The sequence below is a fragment of the Kordiimonas lipolytica genome (genome assembly GCF_042651265.1).
Classification (GTDB): Bacteria; Pseudomonadota; Alphaproteobacteria; order Sphingomonadales; family Kordiimonadaceae; genus Kordiimonas; species Kordiimonas lipolytica.
Genome location: NZ_JBHSCR010000005.1, coordinates 304,904 through 328,646, shown reverse-complemented (window position 1 = coordinate 328,646; position 23,743 = coordinate 304,904). Strand labels below are relative to the sequence as shown.

Here is a 23,743-nt window from a genome sequence, read left to right as displayed (position 1 = left end):
TTGCAGTCTTTTTAAACATTTGTGAAACAGGCCTAAATTGGTTGACCGCACAGCCTAAGCGCTTAGGATCGCTAGTGTTTCTATAAAGCATCATACTTATTGCCGCGGCTTGTCCGCGGCTTTTTTTTATCCCCAGAGCGCCGCTGGTGGGGCGCTGACAGTGCTGCCTTTAAACGTCAGTCCCGGCTCTCGGTCGCGGGCAAGAAGAAGCGGGCCGTCCAGGTCCACGAAGCTGGCGCCGGCGGTCAGCAGCATGGCGGGCGCCATGGCGAGCGACGTTCCAACCATGCAGCCGACCATGATCTGAAGCCCATGCTTGATTGCCTCTTCACGCATCTTGAGCGCTTCGGTCAGACCGCCTGACTTGTCCAGTTTGATGTTGACGCCGTCATAGAGTGTGGCCAGGCGCGGGATGTCCGCAGCCGTGTGGCAGCTTTCATCCGCAATCACGGGGATGGGACGCTGGAGCGATGCCAGCATTTCCTCGGCACCAGCGGGGAAGGGTTGCTCAATGGCTGCAACGCCCAGGTCTTTAAGGGCGGGCACAAGGGCCCGGTAGTGATCTTCTTGCCAACCTTCATTGGCGTCCACAATGATGGCGGCGTCAGGGGCGCCTTCGCGCACCGCACGGACACGGTCCAGGTCATCATCGCCTGCGAGCTTGAGCTTCAGGAGTGGCCGGTGCCCATTGGCTTTGGCTTTCTCGCGCATTTCGCTCGGTGCCGCGACCGATAGCGTGAAGGCAGTTGCTACAGGTTTGGGCTCAGCTAAGCCAAGCATATCCCAGACGCGCTTGCCGACCAGTTTGGCCCGCAGGTCCCATAAGGCGCAGTCCATGGCGTTTCTGGCGGCACCCGCTGGCATAAGGGCTTGCAGTCTGCTGTGGTCCGCCGGTGAGTGCAGGTCTTTCGAAGCGCGTTCAAGCGCTGCGATCACACTTTCCACAGTTTCACCATAGTGCGCATAAGGCACGCATTCACCGCGCCCGGTACGGCCTTCATGGTGAACGCTGGCGGTGACAACCATCGCTTCGGTTTTTGACCCGCGCGAGATGGTGAAGGTGCCAGCGATGGGCCAGGCTTCTTTGGTGAAGGAAAAATCCATGAACGATCCGTGTGTGTTTATGCGCTGCCATTTAGCCAGATTTCATCTGTTCAATAAAGTCTGCAACACAAAGACTGCTCAAGATAGCTTCTCTAACCTGCCTCTTAATTAGGCGTTGTGTGAACGCCTGCCTAAAAATTACTCAACGGTTGTTGAAGCTTTTATGAAACTTATGCCGCTCTACTGGCACAAAAAAAGAGAAGGAAAATAATAATGATAATAATTTCAATTGGTTATTAAAAATATGTGTTTTTCTCAGGGCGAGAAAAATAACTGGCACACAGGTTGCTTTTATAAGGGTGAGCCGCCACAGCAGACGGTTCAAATCTCCGATCCATCGAAGGGTTGAGTTTACATAGCATCGTGTCTGACCGCTGCAGGTTTGCATGGTGTATTTGGCCTCAGCGCAATCGTACCTCCCTAACATAATGCGTTTGCCACGAGGCTTCAGATGAATCCAATGGAGATTGACATGAAATCTGTACTGAAAACTGAAAGCCTGACGAAAACTTTTTCCCTGAGCGCATTTGCTCTGTCACTTGGTCTTGTTATGGCTGCTGCCGCTCCGGCTAAAGCTGTCAGCAACACAGGCCCTGTTACAGGTCCGGATACGCTTGAGGTTGCCGGTATGGCTGGTGTGAAGCCTGATGCCCTTCCCAAGGTAATCAAGGCAGTATCACCAGAATATCCCAGCCACGCAAAAGCCATTGGCCGTGAAGGTTGGGTGATTGTGGAGCTGGATATCGACGAAAAAGGGATGCCATTGAATGCCGAAATCGTCGATGACGGCCCAAGCCCCCTGTTCAAGCGGGCGACACTTCGGGCGATCGAGCAATTCCGTTTTGAGCCAGCCGTGTATGCGGGTGAGCCGGTTGCCGTGACCGGTAAGCGCTACAAGGTGGTTTACGCCTTCCAAGAAAGTTAAGGGAGTTCGACCGCGGCAGTCTGCACACACTGACTTTCCCTTCCCTTCCTTCCCAAATGTCACGTAAGTGACAGGTCCGGTGGGTGCAGATCCTTCCACTGCCGTTTCCCTGGGGCGAGGTCTTTATTTAAGACCTCGCCCCTAACTTATCTGGCACCGTTCCTTTTGATGTGATTTCAAAATAGACAGTGATTAAATATTGATCACGCCCCGACCGGCGCTGCTCCCATTTTACGGCGGATATTCGTGCGTCAGACGGTGTTTTCGTTGCCTGAAAAGTCCATCCAGTCATCTCTTAAACTATGTGTTTTTCTAGGTAAGTCAGCATTTTAGCGGGTTTTTGCCGGGTGGTCGTATGCCGGGCTCTCCGAAAACCCGCGGGCTTTCTGATTCTGGCATACCGCTTGCTGTAATCAAAGTGGAATGACAGGGCTGTCAGACGAGGTTTGTGCGTCAGTAACCACCGGCCCGTTTGTCCGAGTTGAGCGTACATAGAACAGCAGCGCAGCTGCAAACAAAGAGACCGACACATATGGCAGACAAAGACTTGAACATTCTGGTGATTGATGAAGATCCTGGTCGAGCGATGCTTCTGGAGGAGGCGCTGGTCGAGGCGGGTTACACCCATGTGGTAACGATCCAGAGCACCACGAACCTGCATCAGCGCATAGCCGCGCTGGCGCCTGACATGGTGATTGTCGACCTCCAGAATCCTGACCGGGATACGCTTGAGGGCATGTTTCAGGTGACCAAGTCGGTCAAGAAGCCGATCGCTATGTTCGTGGACCAATCTGACGGGGAGATGATCCGCCGGGCTGTCGAGGCGGGTGTCAGTGCCTATGTGGTGGACGGCCTGAAGCGCGACCGCGTGCAGGCGGTTGTCGATGTGGCGGTCAACCGGTTCGAGACATTCCAGCGCCTGACCGACGAGCGGGACGCCGCGCGGAATGCCCTGGCAGACAGAAAGACCATCGACCGCGCCAAAGGGCTGTTGATGGACCATCGTAAGATTTCTGAGGACGATGCCTACAAGCTTATGCGTGGTGCCGCCATGAAGCAGAGCCGCAAGCTAGTGGAGATTGCACAAAGCATCATCACCGCGATGGAGCTTGACGCCCAGTTGATGGATGGAGGCCGCGATGCCGTTTGATGAGTATCCAACAGTCAAGGCCGGTTATATCGCCCTGACAGACTGCGCACCCCTGATTGTTGCCCAGGAACTGGGGTTCGACCGGCAGGCGGGCATCAAGCTTGAACCAATTCAGATGAAATCCTGGAGTGCGGTCCGGGACGGGCTGGCATTCGAGCAGCTTGAATGCGCGCAAATGCCGGGTGCGCTGGCGCTTGCCATGCATCTGGGGATTTCGGGGCTTCGCGTGCCGGTGCGTGTTCCGCTTCTTTTGGGGCATGGCGGTAATGCCATTACCGTGTCTGCCAAGCTGTATGAAGAGGCCATAGCGCTCTTGGGCAGCGAATATGAAGGACCACGGGCGGAAAGCGCGGTTCTGGTAAAGGCTGTTGCCTTGCAGCGAAAGACACGGGGGGAGCGACGCATCCGTATTGGGGTTGTTCATGCCTTTTCCAGCCACAATTATGAAGTGCGGGCGTGGCTTGCATATGCGGGCCTTGATCCTGACCTGGATGTCGAGCTGATTGTCGTGCCGCGCTCCAGGATGCTGGAAGCCTTGGCGACCGGAGAGATCGACAGCTTCTGCGTGGGGGACCCCTGGGGGCAGTTGGCGGTGGAGGCCGGTATTGGTCATATCATTGCCACGAAGGCGGACCTCTATCCCTACAGTCCTGAAAAAGTGCTGGCGTTTCGTGATGCCTGGGTCAAGGGGCACGGCGAGGTGGCCGAGCGCACCATTCAGGCGATTGCCCTGGGAATGGAATGGGCTGCCCAGCTCGAGAACCGTGAAGAATTGGCACTTATCCTGGCGAGCAAGGATTATCTGAATGTGCCGGCAGAGGTGCTGACGCGGGCCTTGGCCTGCAAACCTCAATTGGCGCCAGGCTTTGGGGAGACCTATGTCCCCCGCTATCTTGAGTTTGGTGGTGACTGCATGCCGACAAAGGCAGGGGCCCTGTGGCTTCTGGCACAGATGCGTCGCTGGGGGCAGGCTGAGGCCGGGTTTGAAAAGGAAGTGGAGACTGTTTTCCAGCCACTTGAGACAGGAGGTATTCAGGGGGCGGAACAGGATAATTCCGTCAATGAGGACCCTGGCCGGCTGGCGTTCGATGGTGTGCCTTTTTCGGTGCACGATATTGAAGCCTATCGGCACAAATTCTCTGTGGGAGGGTAACTCGGCCAGTCATTAAAATGGCCAGTCACTAAAGCAGTCAGTCATTCAGCCGATCAGCTGTCCATCACCAGAACGGCTGCCCCCTCAAAGCGGCCATGCCGGAGGTCATCCAGTGCTTTGTTGGCATCCTTCAAGGCATAGGTGTGGGTGCTTGTCTTTACCGGAACGGTCGGGGCTATCTTCAGGAACTGTTCGCCGTCCTCGCGGGTCAGGTTGGCTACAGAACGAATACCCCTTTCCTCCCAAAGGTTCTTGTAGGGGATAGTGGGGATGTCGCTCATGTGAATGCCCGCGCAAACCACCGTGCCGCCCTTGTCTGTGTGCTTGAGGGCTTCCGGGACAAGCGCTCCCACGGGCGCAAACAATATCGCGGCGTCCAGCTTGTGGGGCGGTGCTTCATTGCTGCTGCCGGCCCACGTAGCACCAAGGCTTCGCGCGAAGGCCTGGGCATGTGTGTCGCCTTCCTTGGTGAAGGCATAGACCTTCCGCCCCATGTGAACGGCCACCTGGGTGATGATATGGGCAGCGGCCCCAAAGCCGTATAGGCCGATATGCTCTGCCTCGCCGACCATTCTGAAAGCGCGGTAGCCAACGAGACCTGCGCACATAAGCGGTGCGGCTGCCACATCATCATAGGCGTCAGGAATGGGGAAACAGTAGCGCGCGTCGGCGACCATATGGTCCGCGAAACCGCCATCCAGCGTGTAGCCGGTGAATTTGGCTTGGTCGCACAGATTTTCCTGCCCGTTTTTGCAGTAAGTGCAGGTGCCGCATGTGTGGCCAAGCCAGGGCACGCCAACACGGTCGCCAGTGCGGAAATGGGTAACCCCTTCGCCCAGCGCTTCAACTTCGCCGATGACCTCATGGCCGGGAATAAGCGGCAGTTTGGGCGACTTGAGGTCCCCATCTACCACATGCAGGTCCGTGCGGCAGACTGCACAGGCCTTGACGCGAATAAGAATCTGCCCCGGGCTTGGACTGGGGCAAGGCAATTCCTCAAGCGTCAGCGGGCTCCCCTGTTTGCTCAGTACCATCGCTTTCATCGGTCTTGTTCCCTCCGGCCTATCCATATGGTTCACTCTGCAGCAATATAGTGTCATTATCAGGCCATGGCTTGACGCTTATCAAGGCTGCAATATGGCCAGTGCCTATGGTAGGTGGGATGACAAGGGGGAATGTATGCTGAAGCTGAAGCGTGTTGCGATTGATACCTACGGGGCCAATGTGGCCTTTATTGCCAGGACATGTCGCATTTATCGCCCCGAAGAATATCAGGCTTTCAACAAAATCAAGGTAGCCCACAACGGCAGGACGCTGCTGGCCAGCCTGATGGTGGTTGATGACCTGTCCATCGTGGGGGATGACGAGCTCGGCCTGTCAGAGCAGGCGTTCGAGCGCCTTGGCATGCCGGAAGGCGAGATGACGACCATCGCGCTGGCCGAACAACCGCGCAGCATTGACCATATCCGAAAGAAAATTCTGGGCCACACGCTTGAGCCCTTCCAGCTTGAGGAGATTGTTTCCGATATCGCCGCGCACCGCTGTTCGGAAATGGAGATCGCAGCCTTCCTTGTGGCCTGTGCCGGCTTTATGACGACTGCTGAAATGCTGGCGCTGACGAAAGCCATGGCCAAGGTTGGGAACAAGCTTTCGTGGCGTGCGCCTGTGGTGGTGGACAAACACTGCATCGGCGGCATTCCCGGCAACCGGACATCCATGATTGTGGTGCCCATTGTGGCCGCGCATGGGCTGCCGATCCCAAAATCCTCAAGCCGTGCCATCACATCGCCTGCCGGTACGGCGGATACGATGGAGGTTCTGGCGCGGGTGGATCTTTCCATGCATGAAATGCAGCAGGTGGTGGATGAATGTGGCGGCTGCCTTGTTTGGGGTGGGCATGTGAACCTGTCGCCCGCCGATGACGTGATGATCTCGGTGGAACGGCCACTTTCGATCGNACGTGATGATCTCGGTGGAACGGCCACTTTCGATCGACACGCGCGAGCAAATGGTGGCTTCCATCATGTCCAAGAAAATGGCTGCGGGGTCGACGCACTTGGTGATCGATATTCCGATTGGCCCAACCGCCAAGGTCAAAAGCCACGGCGACGCCATGCGGCTGAGGAAGCTGTTTGAATATGTTGGGCAGGAAACTGGCCTGCATGTTGACGTACTGACAACAGACGGAAGCCAGCCTATTGGGCGCGGCATCGGCCCGGTTCTTGAGGCGCGCGATGTGATGGCGGTGCTGGAAAACAAAGCCGACGCACCGGCGGACCTGCGCGAAAAGTCACTGCAGCTCGCGGGGGCGCTTCTGGAAAATGATCCCGCGCTCAAGGGCGGGTCAGGCTATGCCCGCGCGCACCAGCTTCTTGAAAGCGGCGAAGCGCTGAAGGCCATGAACCGCATTATTGATGCCCAGGGCCGCCGAACGGATATTCCCTGCACCGGTGAGCTGACCCATGACATCGTGGCATCCAGGTCCGGCAAGGTTGTGGGCATAGACTGCTTCCGCATTGCCCGCCTTGCGCGCCTTGCAGGGGCCCCGATGGATTGCGGCGCCGGGATCGATCTGTTCAAGAAAGTGGGGGACACGGTGGAAGCCGGCGAGCCGCTTTACCGCATCCACGCCTGCTTCGAATCCGACTTCGGGTTCGCCAAGAAGTTCGCCGATGAAGGTGACGGCTATACGCTTGGGGACGGTGCATGACGACTGCGACGCTGCATGTCTACCCCGGGCAGGAAGCCCCGACCGCTTTGCTGGCAGACAAGCTTGGCATCGATATGCAGGGCATTGATATTCACACTTTCCCGGATGGGGAGAGCCTTTTGCGGGTACATCCTGGCGAGGACACAGCCATTCTGTATGCCAGCCTTGATCATCCCAACGAGAAGCTGATCCATCTGTTGCAGGCGGCGCAGGCACTGAGGGATGGCGGGGCAGCGCGGGTGGTGCTGGTGTGCCCCTACCTGTGCTACATGCGGCAGGACAAGGCCTTCCATGAGGGCGAAGCAGTGACGCAGCGCCTTCTTGGGCCGCTTCTGGGGCCGTGGTTTGACCGTATTGTCACCGTAGACCCGCATCTGCACAGGGTGGCTAGTCTCACCCAAGTGTTCCCTGGAAGGGAAGCAGATTCGCTGTCCGCCGCGCCGCTGATCGGGGCCGCTGTGGCGGCTGACCCTGCGCTAAAGAATGCGGTGCTGGTGGGGCCTGACGGGGAATCCCGTCAATGGGTGGCTGCGGCGGCACAAGCATCAGGCTTGGACTTTATTGTCGCCAGCAAGGAGCGCTTCGGTGACCGTGACGTGCGGGTAAGCCTGGATGAAGCCAGCGTTTCCCGGGGGCGTCCCGCTGTGATTATCGATGATTTGATCTCAAGCGGTGCGACCATGCAGGCCTGCGCGCGGTTGTTGCTGGACGCTGGCGCTTCACACGTTGAGGCCATGGCCGTGCATGCCGTCTGCAGCGACGCCGATCTTGATAAACTGGAAGGTGCGGGCATCAGTCGCGTGCGATCGTGCGACGGTATTCTGCATCCAACAAACGCTATATCCCTTGCGCCGCTATTGGCCGAGGCACTCACCCGGGAGACCGAAAGATGACACTGAAAGTTAAATTCTGTGGTGCCGCGGGCACTGTGACCGGGTCGTGTTACTGGGTTCGGTTCGCCAACTTGCAGTTCCTTGTGGACTGCGGCATGTTCCAGGGGCCGAAAACGGTGAAAGAGCTGAACTATGGTGATTTTCCCTTCGATCCGGCCCAGATCGATTTTGTGCTGCTCACGCATGCCCATACAGACCATGCAGGCCTGCTGCCAAAGCTGACCAAGCATGGATTTCGCGGCAATATTTATACCACGGCAGGGTCGAGGGACCTGTTGACCTACATGCTGCCGGACAGCGCCCACATTCAGGAAATGGAAGTATTGCGCCTGAACCGAAGGAACCGGCAACGGGGCAGGGACGAGGTGGAGCCCATCTATACCGGTGAGGATGTCGAAGCCTGTTTGGGGCAAATACGCACGGTGGACTATGAAGACTGGTGTGACCTGAAGGGTGTTCGGGTGCGCTTCTGGAACGCCGGGCATATTCTGGGTGCAGCATCGATCGAGCTTGAGGTGACCCACGAGGAAGGGCACATGGAACGCATGCTTTTCTCTGGCGACATCGGGCCGGACCACAAGCTTTTTCACCCTGACCCGGATGCCCCGAGCGGGCTTGATTATCTCTTTATGGAATCAACCTATGGCGGCCGTGTGCGGACGGACCTCAAGCCGAAGGAGCGCAGGACGCTTCTGGCTCACGAAATAAACGAGGCGCTCAAGGGCGATGGTGCGCTGGTGATCCCTGCGTTTGCCGTGGAGCGCACGCAGGAGCTTTTGCTGGATATTGCTGTTTTGTTGAAAAGCGGCGAAATTCCACACGTGCCGGTGTTCCTCGATTCCCCTCTTGCTATCCGGGTTACCTCCGTGTTTGCCGACCATGCGGACAGTCTTGAGGATGTGGACGGCGGTGGATCGCTTTTCAATCACAGCAGCTTTCATTTCACTGAAACAGTGGACGAGAGCAAATCCATCGCCCGTTTCAGGGGTAATATGATCATTCTTGCGGCGTCTGGCATGTGCGATGCCGGGCGCATCCGCCACCACCTTAAAGAACACCTGTGGCGCCCGCAGTCCACCGTTCTTCTGGTAGGGTATCAGGCGGAAGGCACGCTGGGTAGCCTTCTGGAGCGGGGCAAGAAGCGGATCAAGATACAGGGCGAAGAAATCGAAGTGCGGGCAAGTATTCGTACGATCGATACCTATTCCGGGCACGCCGACCATAACGGGCTGCTGGAATGGGCGAAAGAACGGCTGCCGGTTAGGCGAAATATCTTCTTGTGCCACGGGTCGGCACAGTCGCTGGAGGCCATGCGGGTTGCGCTGGTTGAAACAGGTATCCCTGAGGAGCAGCTTATCGTGCCGCAACTTGATGACGATTACACGCTTGAGGACGGTAAAGGGGTGCCGAAGCTGAACCGTGTGGTTCCGCGTCTTGACCCAACAGCGGTTGAAAAGCCGGATTGGCACAATGACTTGGCGTCCCTGAGCATGGATCTCAGGCGTAAGCTAGAGACCGCCAAGTCTGACAGGCAGCGAAGCCAGCTTCTGTCGCGGCTGCGGGATCTGTTGCAGACCTATCAGGGGGACTAGCCGCCACAAATGTGGCTGTGGCGGCTGGTTTCAACGTGATCAGTCGTCGCCGGTGAGCCAACCCTTGTCGAGTTGCTTCTTGGCTTCTTCCTCACCCATCTTGATCAAGGCCTGGATGTCCTTGCTGTCGAAGTCGGTCACGTCAATCGGCAGCCGGTCTTCCGGGCGGATCTCGACGAACTCGATGATGCGCTTACCGGCTGCTATAGCCTGGCCGCCGATTTTGCAGGCATGGTTGATCTTTCGAACTTCATTGAGGTCATTGTTCATGATCTCGCTTGTCAGTGTACCGATGGTGCGTTTCAGAAGCTTCAGGATGTTCCGGAAGTTCTTTCTGGCATAATCCGGTGTCATCTGTTCCGGCTTCATGGCGATAACGGCCATCTGTTCCGCGCCGCGTTTGATCGCAGGCTTCAGCGGGGCGATATTGCGTATGCCGCCATCGGCCATGGGCATGTCATTGATCCACATAAGCGGCATCGCGACCGGTTCGCGGGTGGAGGCGATTACATAGTCGATCACGTCATCGCCAAATGTTTCCACGCTGGCCTCAAAAAAGTCCCCTGTCGCCATATTGGTGACGCCGCAGGCATAATAGGCCGGGCTGGCACGCAGGTTATCAGGGCGGATGTTTTCCCGTGCGAGATCAGCGGCCCCGTCCATGGTGGTCAGGCCGTCAAATTTGCCGAACAGCACGTCGCCCACCAGCTCAAGCGTGCCGCGCTTTTTGCCGATTGAGGCGAAGCTGGTGACGTTATCGCGCCAGAAGGCTTCAATCTCGTTGCCAATTTCAGGCCAGTCCGGCTGTTTGCCGGCGAGAACGGCTGCGCCTGCCCGGTCTGCCATGAAGCCGCCGTTCATGGAGCCCACCGATACGCCATAAATGGCTTCCGGCGTGAACATGGAACCGTCCGCAAAAGTGTGATTCAAAAGTGCCTTGATGGCCCCAGCCTGATAGGCGCCTTTTACGTTGCCGCCCGACAGAACCAATGCCCGTTTGAAACTCGCCATGATAGCCTCCCCCTGAGTGTGCAAGTTATAAGTGTTGAAAATGTAACCAAACGAGAAAATTTTGGCGAGGAATTTATGATTTGCTTCCGTTTTCCGGTTGCAACAGTGGGGCTGCCTTCAGCCATCGCAGCTCTAATGGTCGATGGCTTCAGGTTTTGACAAGCTCTGAAAAGTCTGAGCCTGCCGCCGACGGGACAGTCGGGACAGGCTCAATCTGGAACAAAAGAGGATATCAATATACCCACCTTCAAGGATGCGGCAGTATCTTGATGCCTCTGGCTCGATGCGGGGGAGCGTAAAAACCGGACACCAATGATGCCGCCTCCAAAGATTGGCTGACCTATCAGGTTGCCCCACTACCCATAGCTGCTAGGGAAGCAAATGCAGCTCTGGGCCCACTGTGGCACGTGCGACAGGAGCGGGAGAGATGGATTGCTGCTGCGCACTGTCCTGATATGCCTGAAGCCACTTGGGCTTCACCAATCATCGAAGGCAGATTTTTTATACCGCTGTGGTCACGCGGAGGATTTGATGTAGGTCAAGGCAATGCATTTTTTTGAAAAAGTTTCACTTTCCAAAAAGAAGCCCTCTCAGCTTCCCAAGGGGTGGGGCTGAAAGGGCACAGAGGAGGTCACGCCATCTGGCGTTCAGGGAGGTCTGGTGGATACAGAAACAAGCTCTGTATTTCATGGTACGCGCACGCGGTGAAAAACCTTCGTGCAAAGAATGACTATTGACGGAGGCAGGCTGAAAATGGTGAATTGTCTTTGTTTCAAGCGGACTTGATCAAGTGAGGGCAGCGTGAGTACAGGCACGGTCAAATGGTTTAATAAAGCCAAGGGTTTTGGCTTCATCGCCCCCGACGAAGGCGGGGACGATGTGTTCGTGCATATTTCTGCAGTCAAGGAAGCAGGCCTTCATGACCTTCAGGAAGAACAGCGGCTGTCGTTCGAGCTCATGGACGGGCCAAATGGGCGCGTGACAGCCGGGTCGCTCAAACTGGTTTCCTAGACCTTTTCAAGATCATCCACACTTCCTGCCATGATGGCCGGGACATGTTGGGTGATTTTTTCAATGGGCCAATCCCACCAGGCGACGGCCAGAAGCCTTTCGATTGTCTTTTCATCGAAGCGCATCTTCAGGACGCGTGCCGGGTTGCCGCCCACGACGGCAAACGGCGGGACATCCTCTGTGACCACGGATCGGGACGCGATGATCGCGCCGTGGCCAATTGTGACGCCCGGCATGATAAGGCTCTCAAAACCGAACCAGACATCATGACCCACGGTGGTATCTCCCCGCATCGGCAGGCCCGCCAGTAGCGGCATATGGTCCGCCCAGTCTGCCCCGAATATGGGGAAGGGGAAGGTTGATGGGCCGTCCATGCGGTGGTTGGCCCCGTTCATGATGAATTTGGTGCCTGTGCCCAAGGCGCAAAAGCGCCCGATTGTCAGCCGGTCGCCGACAAAGTCATAGTGATAGAGCACATTGTTTTCCTGAAAGGCCTCTGGCGCCTTGGGGTCGTCATAATAGCTATAGTCGCCGACCTCGATGTTATCGCCAGAGACGACATTCTTGAGGAAGACAACGCGCTTGGCGTGCGCGAGTGGATAGCGCTGGCCTGGGTCAGGGTGATGGTATTTTTGATGCATAACAAAGCCTTGCTGCAAAGTGGCAGATATTGGTGGCCTGTGCCGTCAGCTATGGCGGACAGGATATCTCAGGCGGCTTTGTTCATCGGCAGGGTACTCACATTGTTTGCTTGCCGGTTTCATACCGCGAAGGGGCACCGCAGTAAAGCCGTTATCGGCGCAGCCAGCCCATCCTTCAGCACACAGGCCCAATAATTCCTGCTTGCAAATGGCATATAGTTCGGATACGAAATAAATGCTTCGGATGCGAACTATATGGATGGTCGACATGAACAGACCAAAAATTTTTCACCTGATTCACATGGCCCACAGGGCCTTGTTCCGCGCGGCAGACCGGCTGCTGGCGGACCGCCATGGCATCACAGCCGCACAGAACGCGCTGTTGTTGTATCTGGAAAAAAACGAAGGCGCGACGATGGGGGCGGTGGCGACCGCGATTGGGCTCAAGAACGCTGCAACATCGGGGCTGGTGGACCGGATGGAGAGCAAGGGGCTGATCGCTCGCCGCCCAAGTGAACAGGATCGCCGCAGTTTTGAGCTCGTGCTGCTGTCGAAGGGACGCGCGATTGCTGGCGAAAGCCATGCGCTTATCCACGCCACCAACGACCACCTTCTTGAAGGGTTTTCGGAAGCCGAGCAGGAAACCATTGCACGCTTCCTGGAAACCGTGATCGCCAAATCCGATGCTTACGGGAAAGACACAATCAAGCTGGCAGAAAAACAGTCAGCCTGACGCACATTAGAACGAGGAAGCCATGACAGATCATATCATCACTGAAATCAAAGACCGGGTAATGCGGATCACCTTCAACCGCCCGGACAAGAAAAACGCTCTTACGCATGACATGTATTCCAAGGTGGTTGAGGCCATGCGCACTGCGGAAGAAGACGACAGCATCCGGGCGATGCTGTTCACGGGTGCCGGTGAAGCCTTCACCTCTGGCAACGATCTTGTGGATTTTCGCGATAATCCAAAGATGGGACCGGATGCGCCGGTTGCCCAGTTTCTGCAGTGCCTGCTGACAGCAAAAAAGCCGATCGTGATGGCGGTGAACGGTATTGCTGTTGGCGTCGGGCTGACCATGCTTTTGCATGCTGACATCGTCTATGCGGCGGAAGAGGCTGTGATCACTGCGCCGTTCGTTGACCTGGCGCTTGTGCCGGAGGCGGGATCTTCGCTTCTGTTGCCTAAGCGTGTTGGGCATGCCTGGGCGGCTGAGATCATGATGCTTGGCCGTAAGGTTACCGCCCGCGAAGGGCTTGAGATCGGTATGTATTCACGGGTGCTCAAGGCGGATGATCTGTTGCCTGCAGCAGAAAAAGCTGCTGTAGCGCTGGCGAACAAGGCGCCGCAGTCTGTCCAGCGCACGAAGGCCTTGATGCGGGGTGATATTGAAGAGGTCGGTGCCCGTATGGAGAAGGAATCCAAACTGTTCGGCGAGCAGCTGATGTCCGCCGAGTTTGCCGAATCCGTGATGGCCTTCATGCAGAAGCGCGCGCCGAACTTTGGCTAACCGCCGGCAGTCATAGAGTGGAGGAAGGGGGCTGTTGCCCCCTTCTTTATTTTCGCCGGTTGCCATGCATGCCTTGAGCGCAACTCAGCCATGCTCTGTTTTCCATAGATTGAAGTTTTGAAAATAGGTAAGCTTTCGCCCAACGCCTCGAACTGACTGCTGGGAGGAAGCGCCTGACTATGTCTCAAGTACCGGAAAAGACCACCTGGAGGACCCCTGAAGTATGCCTCATTCTGATGGCGGCGGCGGCACCCTTCAGTTTTTCAATCTGGATGACACTTCTGAATAATTTCACGGTTGAGGCAGCGGGCTTTACCGGTAAGGAAATTGGTATCCTACAAAGCCTGCGTGAAATCCCGGGTTTCCTTGCTTTCACTGCGGTTTTCCTGTTGCTGGTGCTTAGGGAACAGGTTTTCGCCGTTCTGGCGCTTGCGATGCTGGGGCTTGGTGTTGCGATCACCGGGCTGTTCCCAACCGCTTACGGCCTGTATTTCACGACCATCATCATGTCCGTCGGTTTCCACTATTTTGAAACCATCCAGATGTCCCTTTCGCTTCAATGGTTGCCAAAAACAATCGCTCCGCGGGCGCTCGGTCGGCAGATGTCTGCGCGATCGGTTGGCTCCCTTTTGGCTTATGGGCTGATTTTCGGGGCAATCTTCCTGCTTGCGCCGGATATGCTTGACGGAGTCATGGGCAAGGTTGGTGGCGGACACGGTGCAACAGAGGCCGTGGCAGAAGCGTCGGCGATGTCTGCAGAGCACACGTGGCTATATATCATCCTCTACGCCTGCGGTGGTGGCGTGACCATTGCGCTGGCACTTTTCATTTGGCTGGCGTTCCCACGCATTGATGGCCATGAAGTGCAGCACAAGCACATGGTTTTCCGAAAGCGCTATTGGCTTTACTATGCGCTCACTTTCATGGGCGGAGCACGGCGCCAGATTTTTGTCGTTTTTGCAGGTTTCCTGCTTGTCACTAAATTCGATTTCACCGTGATTGAAATTGCGGGGCTTTATCTTGCCAACCATGTAGTAACCATGTGGTTCGCCCCCAAGCTTGGCGGCCTGATCAGCCGGTTTGGTGAGCGGAAGGCGCTGATTGTCGAATATATCGGCCTCATTATCGTGTTCGGCAGTTATGCGGTGGTTGAAACGGCCAGTGTGGCGGCCGCGCTTTATGTGCTGGACCACCTGTTCTTTTCCTTCGCGATCGCCCAGAAAAGCTACCTGCAGAAAATCGCCGATGGGCGTGATATCGCTGCGACATCCAGTGTCAGCTTTTCCATCAATCATATTGCGGCGGTTGTTATCCCGGCGGTCTTTGGCGCAGTGCTGTGGCCGATTTCGCCTTCGCTGGTGTTTATTGCGGGTGCCATCATGGCTGCCGTATCGCTTGTCTTGTCGTTCAACGTGCCATCTGAACCCGGGCCGGGTAATGAAGTTATGTGGGGCAAGGTGTCTGCTGCAGCGGTGCCCGCTGAATAGGCTTTGGGGCTCACCGCTTTGGGGAGGCATGCCGCCATCCAGCAGCTTTACCTTCGGGCAAAAGTGAATATGATCGGCCCCACAAGCACTGGCAGGGAGGCAATATGACATCGGCAAGCACGCGCCAAGAGGCTCGGGCGAAATTTCTTCGCGAGCAGGGCTGGCATGACGCCCGGATAGAGCCGCTGACCCCTGATGCCTCCTTCCGCAGTTACGCACGCCTGCGCCGCGCAGGCGATGGATGCATGCTGATGGATGCCCCGCCAGCTCATGAAGACCTCAAGGCCTACCTGGACATTACAGCCCACTTGCGCGCGCTGGGACTAAGGGTTGCCGACACCCTGGGCACTGACCTTGAAGCCGGCTTCGCGCTGATTGAAGATATGGGCGATGACACTTTCACCCGCCTGTTGGATGCGGGCCACGACGCAGAGCCCCTGTATCTTCTGGCAACAGACGTGTTGAAGGCACTGCATGCTCACCCAAAGGCTGTGGAAGTCGATGTGCCGCCATATGATATGGCAGCACTCCTTAGGGAAGCGGAGCTGTTTGTAGATTGGTTCGTGCCGGCCTTCAGGGGGAGTGAGGCCAGCAAGACTGAAAAGCAGCGCTATATGGATGCGTGGCAGGGCGCCCTGAAGGACGTTGCTCGCGTGCGGAGCGCGCTGGTGCTGAGAGACTATCACGTAGACAACCTGATGATAACGGGCGGGACGGAAGACATTCGCCACTGCGGACTTCTTGATTATCAGGATGCTCTGTTGGGCTCGCCTGCTTATGATCTTGTCTCGCTGGTGGAAGACGCCCGGCGCGATGTGCCCTCGGGGCTGCGCGCCGCTGTCATGGAGCGATACACGGCAGGTATGCAGGATAATGAAGTCACGGCCCTTGAACGCGATATGGCCCTTTTGGGCGCGCAGCGCCACGCCAAGGTGGCGGGCATTTTTGTGCGCCTCAGCAAGCGCGACGGAAAACCCATCTACCTGGGGCATATTCCCCGTGTGCTCAGGCTCCTTTCCAGCGCGCTAAAAACGCCAGAGCTTGCAGGCGTGCGGGAAAGTATTGAGGCAATGGTGCCGGACTATGAGAGCGCTAGATTTTAAAGTCGCGCACGGCTTGCCAGAACAAGGCTTCATACTGATCGACCATGGCCTTAACCGAATAGTCTTTCTTGGCCTTCTGCTGGTTTGAGGGGCCAATCCTCAGCCCGTTGTCACGACGTTCGAGCATGGCAGACAAAGACTTAACAAGGCTGCGATCGTCCCGGCCGTGGATGAAACGCTGGTTTTCCTTGCACACCATCTGCCTGATATCGCCCACATCGGTGCTGACGATTGGCAGGCCGCAGGCCATGGCTTCAATAACCGAAAGGGGCATTTGTTCGGTATCCGAGGACAGGGCGAAAACCTCAAAAGTGGGGATGATGGTTTCCGGGTTTGCCATGGCACCTGTAAAGACGATCCGCTTGGCCAGGCCGAGTTGATCAGCATGCGCCTTGAGCGCCAGTTCTTCACTGCCGCTGCCGACAATCACCAGCTTTGCGTCCTGGTATAGACCCGCGATTTGGCCAAAGGCATTGATCAACCGTGTGATGTTTTTTTCGGGGCGGAGGCCTGCGACAGTGCCAATGATGCGGTCGTCATTGGTCAAGTCGAGTTTCTTCATCAGGCCCCGGTCGGGTGGGCAAATGAAACGCCCGATATCGATTCCGTTCGGAACGTAATGCAGTTTATCCGCGCGAAGATGCCAGCTTTCCCGCGCGACTTTTTCCAGCGTGCGAGATGGCACGATGACAGCGTCGCACCCGCGATAGGCGAAGGAACGGACCAAACGCCTGCGCGTGAGTTCGCGATGTTGCTCCTCCTTGCCGAAGCCATCCTGAATCTGGATGGTTGGGCAAACCCTGAGGAACCGATTGGCCAGTGCCCATTCTACCGATCCCCAGTTATAGGTGACCAGCAGGTCCGGGCCAAAGTCCTTCAACAGCTGGCGGCAGGCCTTAACCGAGCTCAAGACGCCCATTTTGTCCAGTGCAGCAGGCATCTCCGGGATGGGGCCGATGTCCTTGATCAGCGACAAGGCTTCATAGCAGCCGTCCATGGCGAACACGGAATGCGTGAAATTACCTGTTTGCGCGTTGATCTGGTTGACCACGCGGCGCTGCGCTCCACCAACCTCAAAGGATGGGAAAACATGTAGGATTCGAAAAGGGTTAATCAATCCAATGCTCCTGGCCGCGACATCCTCAGGGGTAATGCCGCAGGGAACGTGCGTCAAGGCAATACAACCCTTTTAGTGGCTCATGAATACCGGTAGCTGGCTTTCGGCCGTTATGTGTTTGGTGACACCACCAAGCACCATTTCGCGCCACCGGGAATGAGAGTAGGCACCAAGGACGATCGTATCCGCGCCAATCGTATCTGCCGTTTTGAGCAGACATTCGCCAACCGTCTGGTTTTCGGCTTCGATTTTCCGGGTGTTGGCCTCAATTGCATGCTCTGCCAGATAGTGGGCAATGGCGTCCGCTCCGGGGCGATCTTCGCCAATGTCACCCACTTGCACGATGGTTACTGTTTGCGCATCTCTGAGCATAGGCAAAGCGCCTGCAACGGCCCGGGCTCCTTCTGCCCGCCCATTCCACGCAATCATCAGGTGCTTGCCCACAGTGCCTTCATAGGCGCTGGGCACCATAAGGACGGACCGCCCTGAACGGAAAATCAGATCGTGGAATATATCTTCAGTGTCTAGATGTTTACTGTCGGGTTGCAGGCACAGGGCGATATCGGCTGTGCGGGCACGGCGACCGACATGGTCGCTGACTTCGCCCGTCAGAACAGACCAGCAGGCTTTGGCCTTGTCGCTGGTCTCCCCTTCGGCAAGCCATTTCAGCCCATGCTCATCTGCCGCTGCGCGGAATGCAGCTTCGGCCTCATCAGCCTGGCGCTTGCCTTGTTTTTCTGCGTTGTCGCACAGGGTCTGGATCATGTCGGCTGTCAGGCCTTCGCCCATGAACGGAATGGCAGAGCGCGGGTCAGGCCGGATGAAAAGGCCTGTCAGGCTCGACCGGAACTGCAGGGCCAAGCGGTTCGCCACAGCAAGAAGGGGCGCAGCTTGGATATTCGCCGTGAGAGGGAGAAGGATTGACTTCATCGGGATTGCCTCCGTTCGCATTTTTCAAACTCAATGCTTGGCCTAAAGTTTCATTTCTGTCTTTGATGCTTGTCAAAGCTGGTTCATCATGCGTTCACCGCGATGATTTTAAAAGTATACTCTATGAAACGTGTAATTTGTATTCTGCTCTTTTTTGGTGCCGTGTCGGCAGGGATGCTGACGCTCCCATTCGCTCTCGAAGCAGGGATTTTCGCGGCGTCGGCCCTTGATGAACATGATGATGTCTTGCAGGCGATCAAACGCGGCGAGCTGATGTCCTATGCGAAAATCAAGCGGATCGCGGAGGCCAAACTGCAGGGCGTCGTTGTTGGCCAGAAGCTTCGGCGCACGAATCGGGGGTGGCAATATGACCTGCGGGTCAGGCGTAAAGACGGTAAAGTCATGGTGGCCATTGTTGATGCCCGGACCGGTGAAATAGTCGCAACACGTTAAGCGGGGAGAGAAAAAGAATGCGTATTCTTGTGGTGGAAGACGATCAGGCGCTCGCGGACCAGATTAAGTCCAGCCTTATAGATACCGGTTATTCGGTTGATCATGCCGCAGACGGCGAAGACGGCCATTTCCTGGGCGACACCGAACCCTATGATGCGGTGATCCTTGATCTCGGGCTACCGATCATGGACGGCGCCAGCATCCTGAAGAAGTGGCGCTCTGCGGGGCGGGCCATGCCTGTGCTGATCCTGACCGCCCGCGATGGCTGGACTGAGAAGGTTGAAGGCCTGGACGCCGGGGCCGATGACTATCTGACCAAACCTTTCATCATGGAAGAGTTGCTCGCGCGCTTGCGCGCCTTGATCCGGCGATCGGCGGGGCAGACAAGCCCACAGCTTGAGTGCGGCCCTGTGATTCTGGATACCCGTAACGGGCGGGTGTCGGTATCAGGCAGTGCCATCAAGCTTACGGCGCAGGAATTCAAGCTCCTCAGCTATCTGATGCACCATGAAGGCAAGGTGGTTTCTCGCACCGAGCTGACTGAGCATATCTACGACCAGGATTTCGACCGGGATTCCAACACCATTGAGGTGTTTGTGAACCGGGTAAGGAAGAAGCTGGACGTGCCGCTTATCCACACAGTGCGTGGCCTGGGTTATCGCCTGGAATGGATTGAGGAGTAGGCGTGAAAGGACCGGACGCAGCAAGGGAAGATGCAAAGCAAGCCTCGCAAGGGCGCTTGCGGCATTTCCTGCGCACGCTGACCGGGCGTCTGTTGCTGTCGGCGCTGTTGTGGTCGGGTGCGGCGCTTGTTATCGGGGGCATGCTGCTTTCCTATGCTTTTCGAAGCTATGTCCTCTCCGATGTCGATGAAAAGCTGGAGCTCCAGATCGATACGATGGTGGGGATTAGCGAAATCTCGCCTGAGGGCGTGTTGCGCTTCAACCAGCCACTTCTGGACCAACGCTTCGCCGCACCATATTCCGGCTGGTACTGGCAGATATCTGAACAGGATGAACCGCCATTCCGTTCCCGGTCCTTGTGGGATTATGAACTTAAGCCGGATTTGACGGTGCGGACCTTCTCGCTCAGGCACGCAGAAGTGGAAGGGCCGGACGGACAGACATTGCGGGTGGCGGAACGCGATATCATCCTGCCGGAGGCAGACCGGATTTTTCGCTATCAGGTGGCCACCGACACGGCAGAAGTGCGGGAGGCGATCCAGCGTTTTAACTGGCTGCTGCTGAGTGCCCTTGGCCTCATTATGCTGACTGTGTCGCTCGCGCTCGTACTGCAGGTTGCCTATGGACTGCGACCGCTCAGGAACCTGCGTCGCAAGTTGGTGGATGTCAGGGGCGGTAAAGCCTCACGTATTGAGGGGGACTGGCCCGAAGACCTCAAGCCGCTCGCGCAGGAGATCAACGCTCTTATCGATCAGAATGAAAAGCTGGTGTCCCGCGCCCGCACCCATGTGGGCAACCTAGCGCACGCCCTGAAGACACCGCTTAGTGTTATCAAGAATGAAGTGGATGAAGACCCCGCAGACAAGGCAAAAGCCATCGCGGTACAGGTGCGCAGCATCGGTGAACATATCGACCACCATCTGAAACGTGCGCGGATCGCAGGAGGAGGAAGCGGGCAGGGGCTGCCGGTCAAGGAGCGTACAGAGAAGATTGCGCGAGCGATCGAAAGGCTTAATCAGGGTAAAAGCCTGAAGGTGGATTTGGATATCGATCCCGGCCTGAAGTTTGACGGCGAGAAAGAGGATTTCGACGAAGTTGTTGGCAACATCGTTGATAACGCAGGAAAATGGGCCACGGGCAGGGTTTCTGTGACAGCTAAAATGCTGCCGGCAGACCATCGCCGGCCTTACATGCAATTCCGTGTGGAGGACGATGGACCGGGTGTGGATGAAGCTGAAATGGATGCTTTGTTCGAACGTGGCCAGCGCCTGGATGAGCACGTTCCGGGGACTGGCCTTGGCCTCGCGATCGTACGCGATATTGTAGAGCTCTATGGGGGCAGTGCTTCGCTGGAACGGGCCACCCTTGGTGGTCTTGCGGTGGTACTGAAGCTTCCGGCCAAATAGGGGCTAGTTCTCTCGCTTCAGCGCCAGCAGGGAAAGCCAGCCCGCAATAAGGGCAAGACCGCCAAGCGGCGTGATCCAGTGGAAGGCACCCAGGCTACCCGGCCCGAAGACCACCCTTACGTAGAGGCTGCCTGAAAAGGCCAGCACACCAGCCTGAAACAGCCAGACCGGGATCATCAGATGCCGTGTGCCTGCGGTATTGTGTGCCAAGGCTGCAAGCCCCAGAAGCGCGAGCGCATGGAACAAGTGAAACTGTGTTGCCATGGTGAACATGGCGATGTCCGCTTCAGGAATGGAAGCGGGCAGTGCATGCGCGCCTACGGCAGCAAGTCCGGCAGCAATGGCGCCGTTCAGTCCTGCAAAGATCAAAATTTTGCGAGCGATTTGCACAGCAGTTTCACATCCTTTTAGCGGGAAAATTATAAGTGCATGAATTTAAAGCATTAAATTTCATTTCATTCAATCATGGGTCGGGGGAATATGGTAAACACAATCTTAAGGTTATATATTTTAGGCTATTATGCGTACTAATAGTTGTTTTTTGGTGATCCGTTTCGTAGCATGGAACCGTAAAAGCTGTCTTGAGGCACTTCCGTAATCGGTGTGGATCAGGTCAGAAGCAACAATAAAATAACGGCAGATAACGGTAAGTGTCCTGGGGTCGCGCCAATAGAGTGCGCCAAATTAGTTTGATACGGGGAGGAAGTAGGAGTGTGGGAGGCTGCATCATTGGATGCCGCCTTGATAGCTGTCGAGGAGAATTGTGTGCTGCAGGAAATTGTGAATGTCGCGAATGTCGGCTTGGTCGTTATTGGTTCGAAGCTTGAAATACGGCTCTGGAACAGGTGGATGGCGCAGGCCACAGGCATTGACAGCGAAACCGCCTGCTACCAGCAAGCTGACAAATTATTGCCCTCTATCTTTACGCCCTTGCTGGTGGATAAGGTCCGCAACGCGATCAACATGGGGATTGCGACAAGCATTCCTCAGGCTGACGGCGATTTCACACTTTCATCCCAGCCCGTTGATGTCACCATCCAGCCTCTTGAAGCCCGCCATTATGTGCATTCCTTGCGCCCGGTCAGGGAAGAGGTTGTAGACCAACTCTGTCTAATACAGATTCGAACCAATCTGCCCGCGCTGCGTGCTGGATATTCGGCGCAGGGGCAGGGACTGCAAGATGAAGACGAAGTGCTGGCGAAGAAGGTTGAAGCTGAGCGTCTGAATTTCCTGGCCATGATCGGCCACCAGATACGAACGCCTGTGAATGGTGTGCTTGGGGTGGCGGAACTGTTGCGCGATACGGCGCTGACCAATGAACAACGCAAATATATCGAGCTGTTGGTACGTGCCGGTCAGTCTTTGCAAACCTTCGTGAATGAGCTGACAGACCTTTCCTATCTGGAAGCAGGGCGTGTGAAGCTGGAAGAGGAAGTAACCGACCTGCCACTTTTGTTTCAGGATGTCATGGGCATGTTTGAAACAATGGGATCGCAGAAGGGGCTGCGAGGTGTGCTCAGCGTCTCGCCTGATGTGCCAAGGCACGTCAAGGTCGATCATCAGAAGCTGCAGCAGATACTGGCAGTTCTCCTGAACAATGCATTCAAATTTACCCATAAAGGAGGCGTCAGCCTTGAGGTCGACTACCGGCAGGCACGTGAACAGCCCGAGCTTCTGGTGAAAGTCTCCGACACGGGAGTCGGTATCCCTGAAAGCCGCATCGGGACGCTATTCGAACCAAGCAAGCCAAGCGTGGATAACGGCCGTTTCTATAATCGCACAGGGCTCGGGCTTTTCTTGTGCCGCGAATTGCTGGACCTTCTTAGTGGCACTGTGAAGGTTGAAAGCGCGCTTGAAAAAGGCACGACCTTCACGCTCACTATTCCGGTACATGAAGCACGGGATGCTGTCGTGGCAAACAGCCAAGGCACAAGGGTCGGGGCTGGGCGCCAGACCGGCCAATGGCGCATTCTTTTGGCTGAAGATAATCCGGTGAACCAGGAACTGTTCCGCACGATTCTGGAGCGTGAAGGGCATCAAGTTACGATTGTGTCAAATGGTCAGGAAGCTGTGAATAAGGTTCAGGTGGAAAAGCCGTTCGACGTTATCCTGATGGATATTGCCATGCCAGTGATGGATGGGCTTGAGGCAACGTCTCTTATCCGGTCGCTGGTCGGGTCTGTCGGCAAGACCCCAATTCTGGCGCTCACGGCGCATGCGCTGAAGGGTGATCGGGAGATATTCCTGAACTCAGGTATGGACGGGTATCAAAGTAAGCCGGTGGACCCTAAAAAGCTTCAGGAAGCGATAGCGCGTGCCATCGCTTCCCGTAAAGCAAATCGGTCCTGGTCTGATTTTAAGGCACCAGAACGATCGGGACACCCAGGGAATGGGCCAATGAGTTGGCTACGCTTCCCAGGATCAAATCGGCCACGCGGGACCGACCGCGCCGACCAATAAAGACCTGATGGGCTTTTTCATCTTTGGCTTGTTTGCGGATTACGTCCACAGGGTGGCCCCAGAAGAATTCGCTGCTGATTTCAACGCCTGAATCCTTGTACTTGTCAACAACAGGATCAAGGATTTCCTCGCGGGCGCGCTTTTCTTCATGCTCTTTTTCAAGCGGGCGGTTGACGATTTCCTCAACGGTTAGAGGCTGATAACCGGACCAGGGGATCACTGTGATCAGGCGCACTTTCGCGCCGGTCTGTTTGGCCAGGTTGATGGCATGCTTGGCTGCCCTGTCGCCCCATTCACTGCCGTCAACAGCTACCAGATAAAGATTTTGTTTGCCCATGTCCGCTCCTCCCGGAAAAAATATGTCCATACTCAAGACGGAAATTATCAACCCATACTGGCA

22 protein-coding genes and 1 pseudogene are annotated in these 23,743 nt (G+C 56.3%); 15 read left to right on the top strand and 8 right to left on the bottom strand.

What is annotated here, in order from left to right; translation table 11 throughout:
* Window positions 1-126: 126 nt before the first annotated feature.
* The gene (dgcA, locus tag ACFO5Q_RS09225) at window positions 127-1,104 is read right to left on the bottom strand and encodes an N-acetyl-D-Glu racemase DgcA (protein WP_068151785.1); all 978 of its coding nucleotides are present in this window, start codon (window positions 1,102-1,104) and stop codon (window positions 127-129) included.
* A 472-nt stretch (window positions 1,105-1,576) separates the two neighbouring features.
* Here dgcA and ACFO5Q_RS09220 point away from each other — a divergent pair, with 472 nt between their 5' ends.
* From ACFO5Q_RS09220 to ACFO5Q_RS09210, 3 genes are all read left to right on the top strand, one after another.
* A complete protein-coding gene (locus tag ACFO5Q_RS09220; RefSeq protein ID WP_068151789.1) occupies window positions 1,577-2,029 on the top strand; it encodes an energy transducer TonB in 453 nt (150 codons plus the stop codon).
* Between the two features lie 532 nt (window positions 2,030-2,561).
* Entirely contained in the window at window positions 2,562-3,179 is a 618-nt protein-coding gene (locus ACFO5Q_RS09215; RefSeq protein ID WP_068151791.1) for an ANTAR domain-containing response regulator, read from the top strand.
* Window positions 3,169-4,332 carry a CmpA/NrtA family ABC transporter substrate-binding protein gene (locus ACFO5Q_RS09210; protein ID WP_068151794.1) on the top strand — a complete coding sequence of 388 codons (1,164 nt, stop codon included), beginning with the start codon at window positions 3,169-3,171 and terminating at the stop codon, window positions 4,330-4,332. Before ACFO5Q_RS09215 ends, ACFO5Q_RS09210 begins: the two co-directional genes overlap by 11 nt.
* Before the next feature lie 53 nt (window positions 4,333-4,385).
* Here ACFO5Q_RS09210 and ACFO5Q_RS09205 read toward each other — a convergent pair whose 3' ends face one another.
* A complete protein-coding gene (locus ACFO5Q_RS09205; RefSeq protein WP_068151798.1) occupies window positions 4,386-5,375 on the bottom strand; it encodes a zinc-dependent alcohol dehydrogenase family protein in 990 nt (329 codons plus the stop codon).
* Window positions 5,376-5,511: 136 nt separating this feature from the next.
* Here ACFO5Q_RS09205 and ACFO5Q_RS09200 point away from each other — a divergent pair.
* The 3 genes and pseudogenes from ACFO5Q_RS09200 (at window position 5,512) to ACFO5Q_RS09190 (ending at window position 9,527) form a co-directional block, all read left to right on the top strand.
* A pseudogene (locus tag ACFO5Q_RS09200) lies at window positions 5,512-7,042 on the top strand (thymidine phosphorylase family protein).
* Entirely contained in the window at window positions 7,039-7,935 is an 897-nt protein-coding gene (locus ACFO5Q_RS09195) for a ribose-phosphate diphosphokinase (RefSeq protein ID WP_068151802.1), read from the top strand. Before ACFO5Q_RS09200 ends, ACFO5Q_RS09195 begins: the two are co-directional and overlap by 4 nt.
* Window positions 7,932-9,527 carry an MBL fold metallo-hydrolase gene (locus ACFO5Q_RS09190; protein ID WP_068151805.1) on the top strand — a complete coding sequence of 532 codons (1,596 nt, stop codon included), beginning with the start codon at window positions 7,932-7,934 and terminating at the stop codon, window positions 9,525-9,527. The genes ACFO5Q_RS09195 and ACFO5Q_RS09190 overlap by 4 nt, the downstream gene beginning before the upstream one ends.
* 39 nt (window positions 9,528-9,566) lie before the next feature.
* On the opposite strand, the gene ACFO5Q_RS09185 is transcribed toward ACFO5Q_RS09190, so the two are convergent.
* Entirely contained in the window at window positions 9,567-10,538 is a 972-nt protein-coding gene (locus ACFO5Q_RS09185) for a patatin-like phospholipase family protein (RefSeq protein ID WP_068151815.1), read from the bottom strand.
* Between the two features lie 801 nt (window positions 10,539-11,339).
* Between ACFO5Q_RS09185 and ACFO5Q_RS09180 the strand changes: the two genes are divergently transcribed.
* Window positions 11,340-11,549 (top strand): cold-shock protein, encoded by a 210-nt coding sequence (locus ACFO5Q_RS09180; RefSeq protein ID WP_068151824.1) that lies wholly within the window; start codon window positions 11,340-11,342, stop codon window positions 11,547-11,549.
* Here ACFO5Q_RS09180 and ACFO5Q_RS09175 read toward each other — a convergent pair.
* Entirely contained in the window at window positions 11,546-12,190 is a 645-nt protein-coding gene (locus tag ACFO5Q_RS09175) for a CatB-related O-acetyltransferase (protein ID WP_068151825.1), read from the bottom strand. The two genes, ACFO5Q_RS09180 and ACFO5Q_RS09175, sit on opposite strands and share 4 nt — an antisense overlap.
* A 268-nt stretch (window positions 12,191-12,458) precedes the next feature.
* Between ACFO5Q_RS09175 and ACFO5Q_RS09170 the strand changes: the two genes are divergently transcribed.
* The 4 genes from ACFO5Q_RS09170 to ACFO5Q_RS09155 all read left to right on the top strand — a co-directional run bounded on the left by ACFO5Q_RS09170 (window position 12,459) and on the right by ACFO5Q_RS09155 (window position 16,294).
* Window positions 12,459-12,923: a MarR family winged helix-turn-helix transcriptional regulator gene (locus tag ACFO5Q_RS09170; RefSeq protein ID WP_197421269.1), complete on the top strand. Its 465-nt coding sequence runs from the start codon at window positions 12,459-12,461 to the stop codon at window positions 12,921-12,923.
* A 22-nt stretch (window positions 12,924-12,945) separates the two neighbouring features.
* Entirely contained in the window at window positions 12,946-13,704 is a 759-nt protein-coding gene (locus ACFO5Q_RS09165; RefSeq protein WP_068151829.1) for an enoyl-CoA hydratase, read from the top strand.
* Between the two features lie 179 nt (window positions 13,705-13,883).
* Window positions 13,884-15,191, top strand: coding sequence for an MFS transporter (locus ACFO5Q_RS09160; protein WP_068151831.1), 1,308 nt, complete (start codon window positions 13,884-13,886; stop codon window positions 15,189-15,191).
* 104 nt (window positions 15,192-15,295) lie between these two features.
* Entirely contained in the window at window positions 15,296-16,294 is a 999-nt protein-coding gene (locus tag ACFO5Q_RS09155) for an aminoglycoside phosphotransferase family protein (RefSeq protein WP_068151833.1), read from the top strand.
* Here the strand turns inward: ACFO5Q_RS09155 and ACFO5Q_RS09150 are convergent.
* Both ACFO5Q_RS09150 and ACFO5Q_RS09145 read right to left on the bottom strand, forming a co-directional pair.
* Window positions 16,284-17,411, bottom strand: a complete 1,128-nt coding sequence (locus ACFO5Q_RS09150; RefSeq protein ID WP_156432050.1) for a glycosyltransferase family 4 protein — start codon at window positions 17,409-17,411, stop codon at window positions 16,284-16,286. The genes ACFO5Q_RS09155 and ACFO5Q_RS09150 overlap by 11 nt on opposite strands.
* A gap of 72 nt (window positions 17,412-17,483) precedes the next feature.
* A complete protein-coding gene (locus ACFO5Q_RS09145) occupies window positions 17,484-18,341 on the bottom strand; it encodes a universal stress protein (protein WP_068151847.1) in 858 nt (285 codons plus the stop codon).
* 123 nt (window positions 18,342-18,464) lie between these two features.
* Between ACFO5Q_RS09145 and ACFO5Q_RS09140 the strand changes: the two genes are divergently transcribed.
* The 3 genes from ACFO5Q_RS09140 to ACFO5Q_RS09130 are packed head-to-tail and all read left to right on the top strand — an operon-like array spanning window position 18,465 to window position 20,883.
* Complete coding sequence (locus ACFO5Q_RS09140) at window positions 18,465-18,794, top strand: PepSY domain-containing protein (RefSeq protein ID WP_068151851.1); 330 nt, start codon at window positions 18,465-18,467, stop codon at window positions 18,792-18,794.
* Between the two features lie 17 nt (window positions 18,795-18,811).
* Complete coding sequence (locus ACFO5Q_RS09135; RefSeq protein ID WP_068151857.1) at window positions 18,812-19,477, top strand: response regulator transcription factor; 666 nt, start codon at window positions 18,812-18,814, stop codon at window positions 19,475-19,477.
* Between the two features lie 2 nt (window positions 19,478-19,479).
* Window positions 19,480-20,883 carry a sensor histidine kinase gene (locus ACFO5Q_RS09130; protein WP_068151860.1) on the top strand — a complete coding sequence of 468 codons (1,404 nt, stop codon included), beginning with the start codon at window positions 19,480-19,482 and terminating at the stop codon, window positions 20,881-20,883.
* A gap of 3 nt (window positions 20,884-20,886) precedes the next feature.
* On the opposite strand, the gene ACFO5Q_RS09125 is transcribed toward ACFO5Q_RS09130, so the two are convergent.
* Entirely contained in the window at window positions 20,887-21,273 is a 387-nt protein-coding gene (locus ACFO5Q_RS09125; protein WP_197421271.1) for a DUF423 domain-containing protein, read from the bottom strand.
* A gap of 375 nt (window positions 21,274-21,648) precedes the next feature.
* Between ACFO5Q_RS09125 and ACFO5Q_RS09120 the strand changes: the two genes are divergently transcribed.
* Window positions 21,649-23,343 (top strand): response regulator, encoded by a 1,695-nt coding sequence (locus ACFO5Q_RS09120; protein ID WP_068151864.1) that lies wholly within the window; start codon window positions 21,649-21,651, stop codon window positions 23,341-23,343.
* Here ACFO5Q_RS09120 and ACFO5Q_RS09115 read toward each other — a convergent pair.
* Complete coding sequence (locus ACFO5Q_RS09115) at window positions 23,240-23,680, bottom strand: universal stress protein (protein ID WP_068151868.1); 441 nt, start codon at window positions 23,678-23,680, stop codon at window positions 23,240-23,242. The genes ACFO5Q_RS09120 and ACFO5Q_RS09115 overlap by 104 nt on opposite strands.
* Window positions 23,681-23,743: the final 63 nt, after the last annotated feature.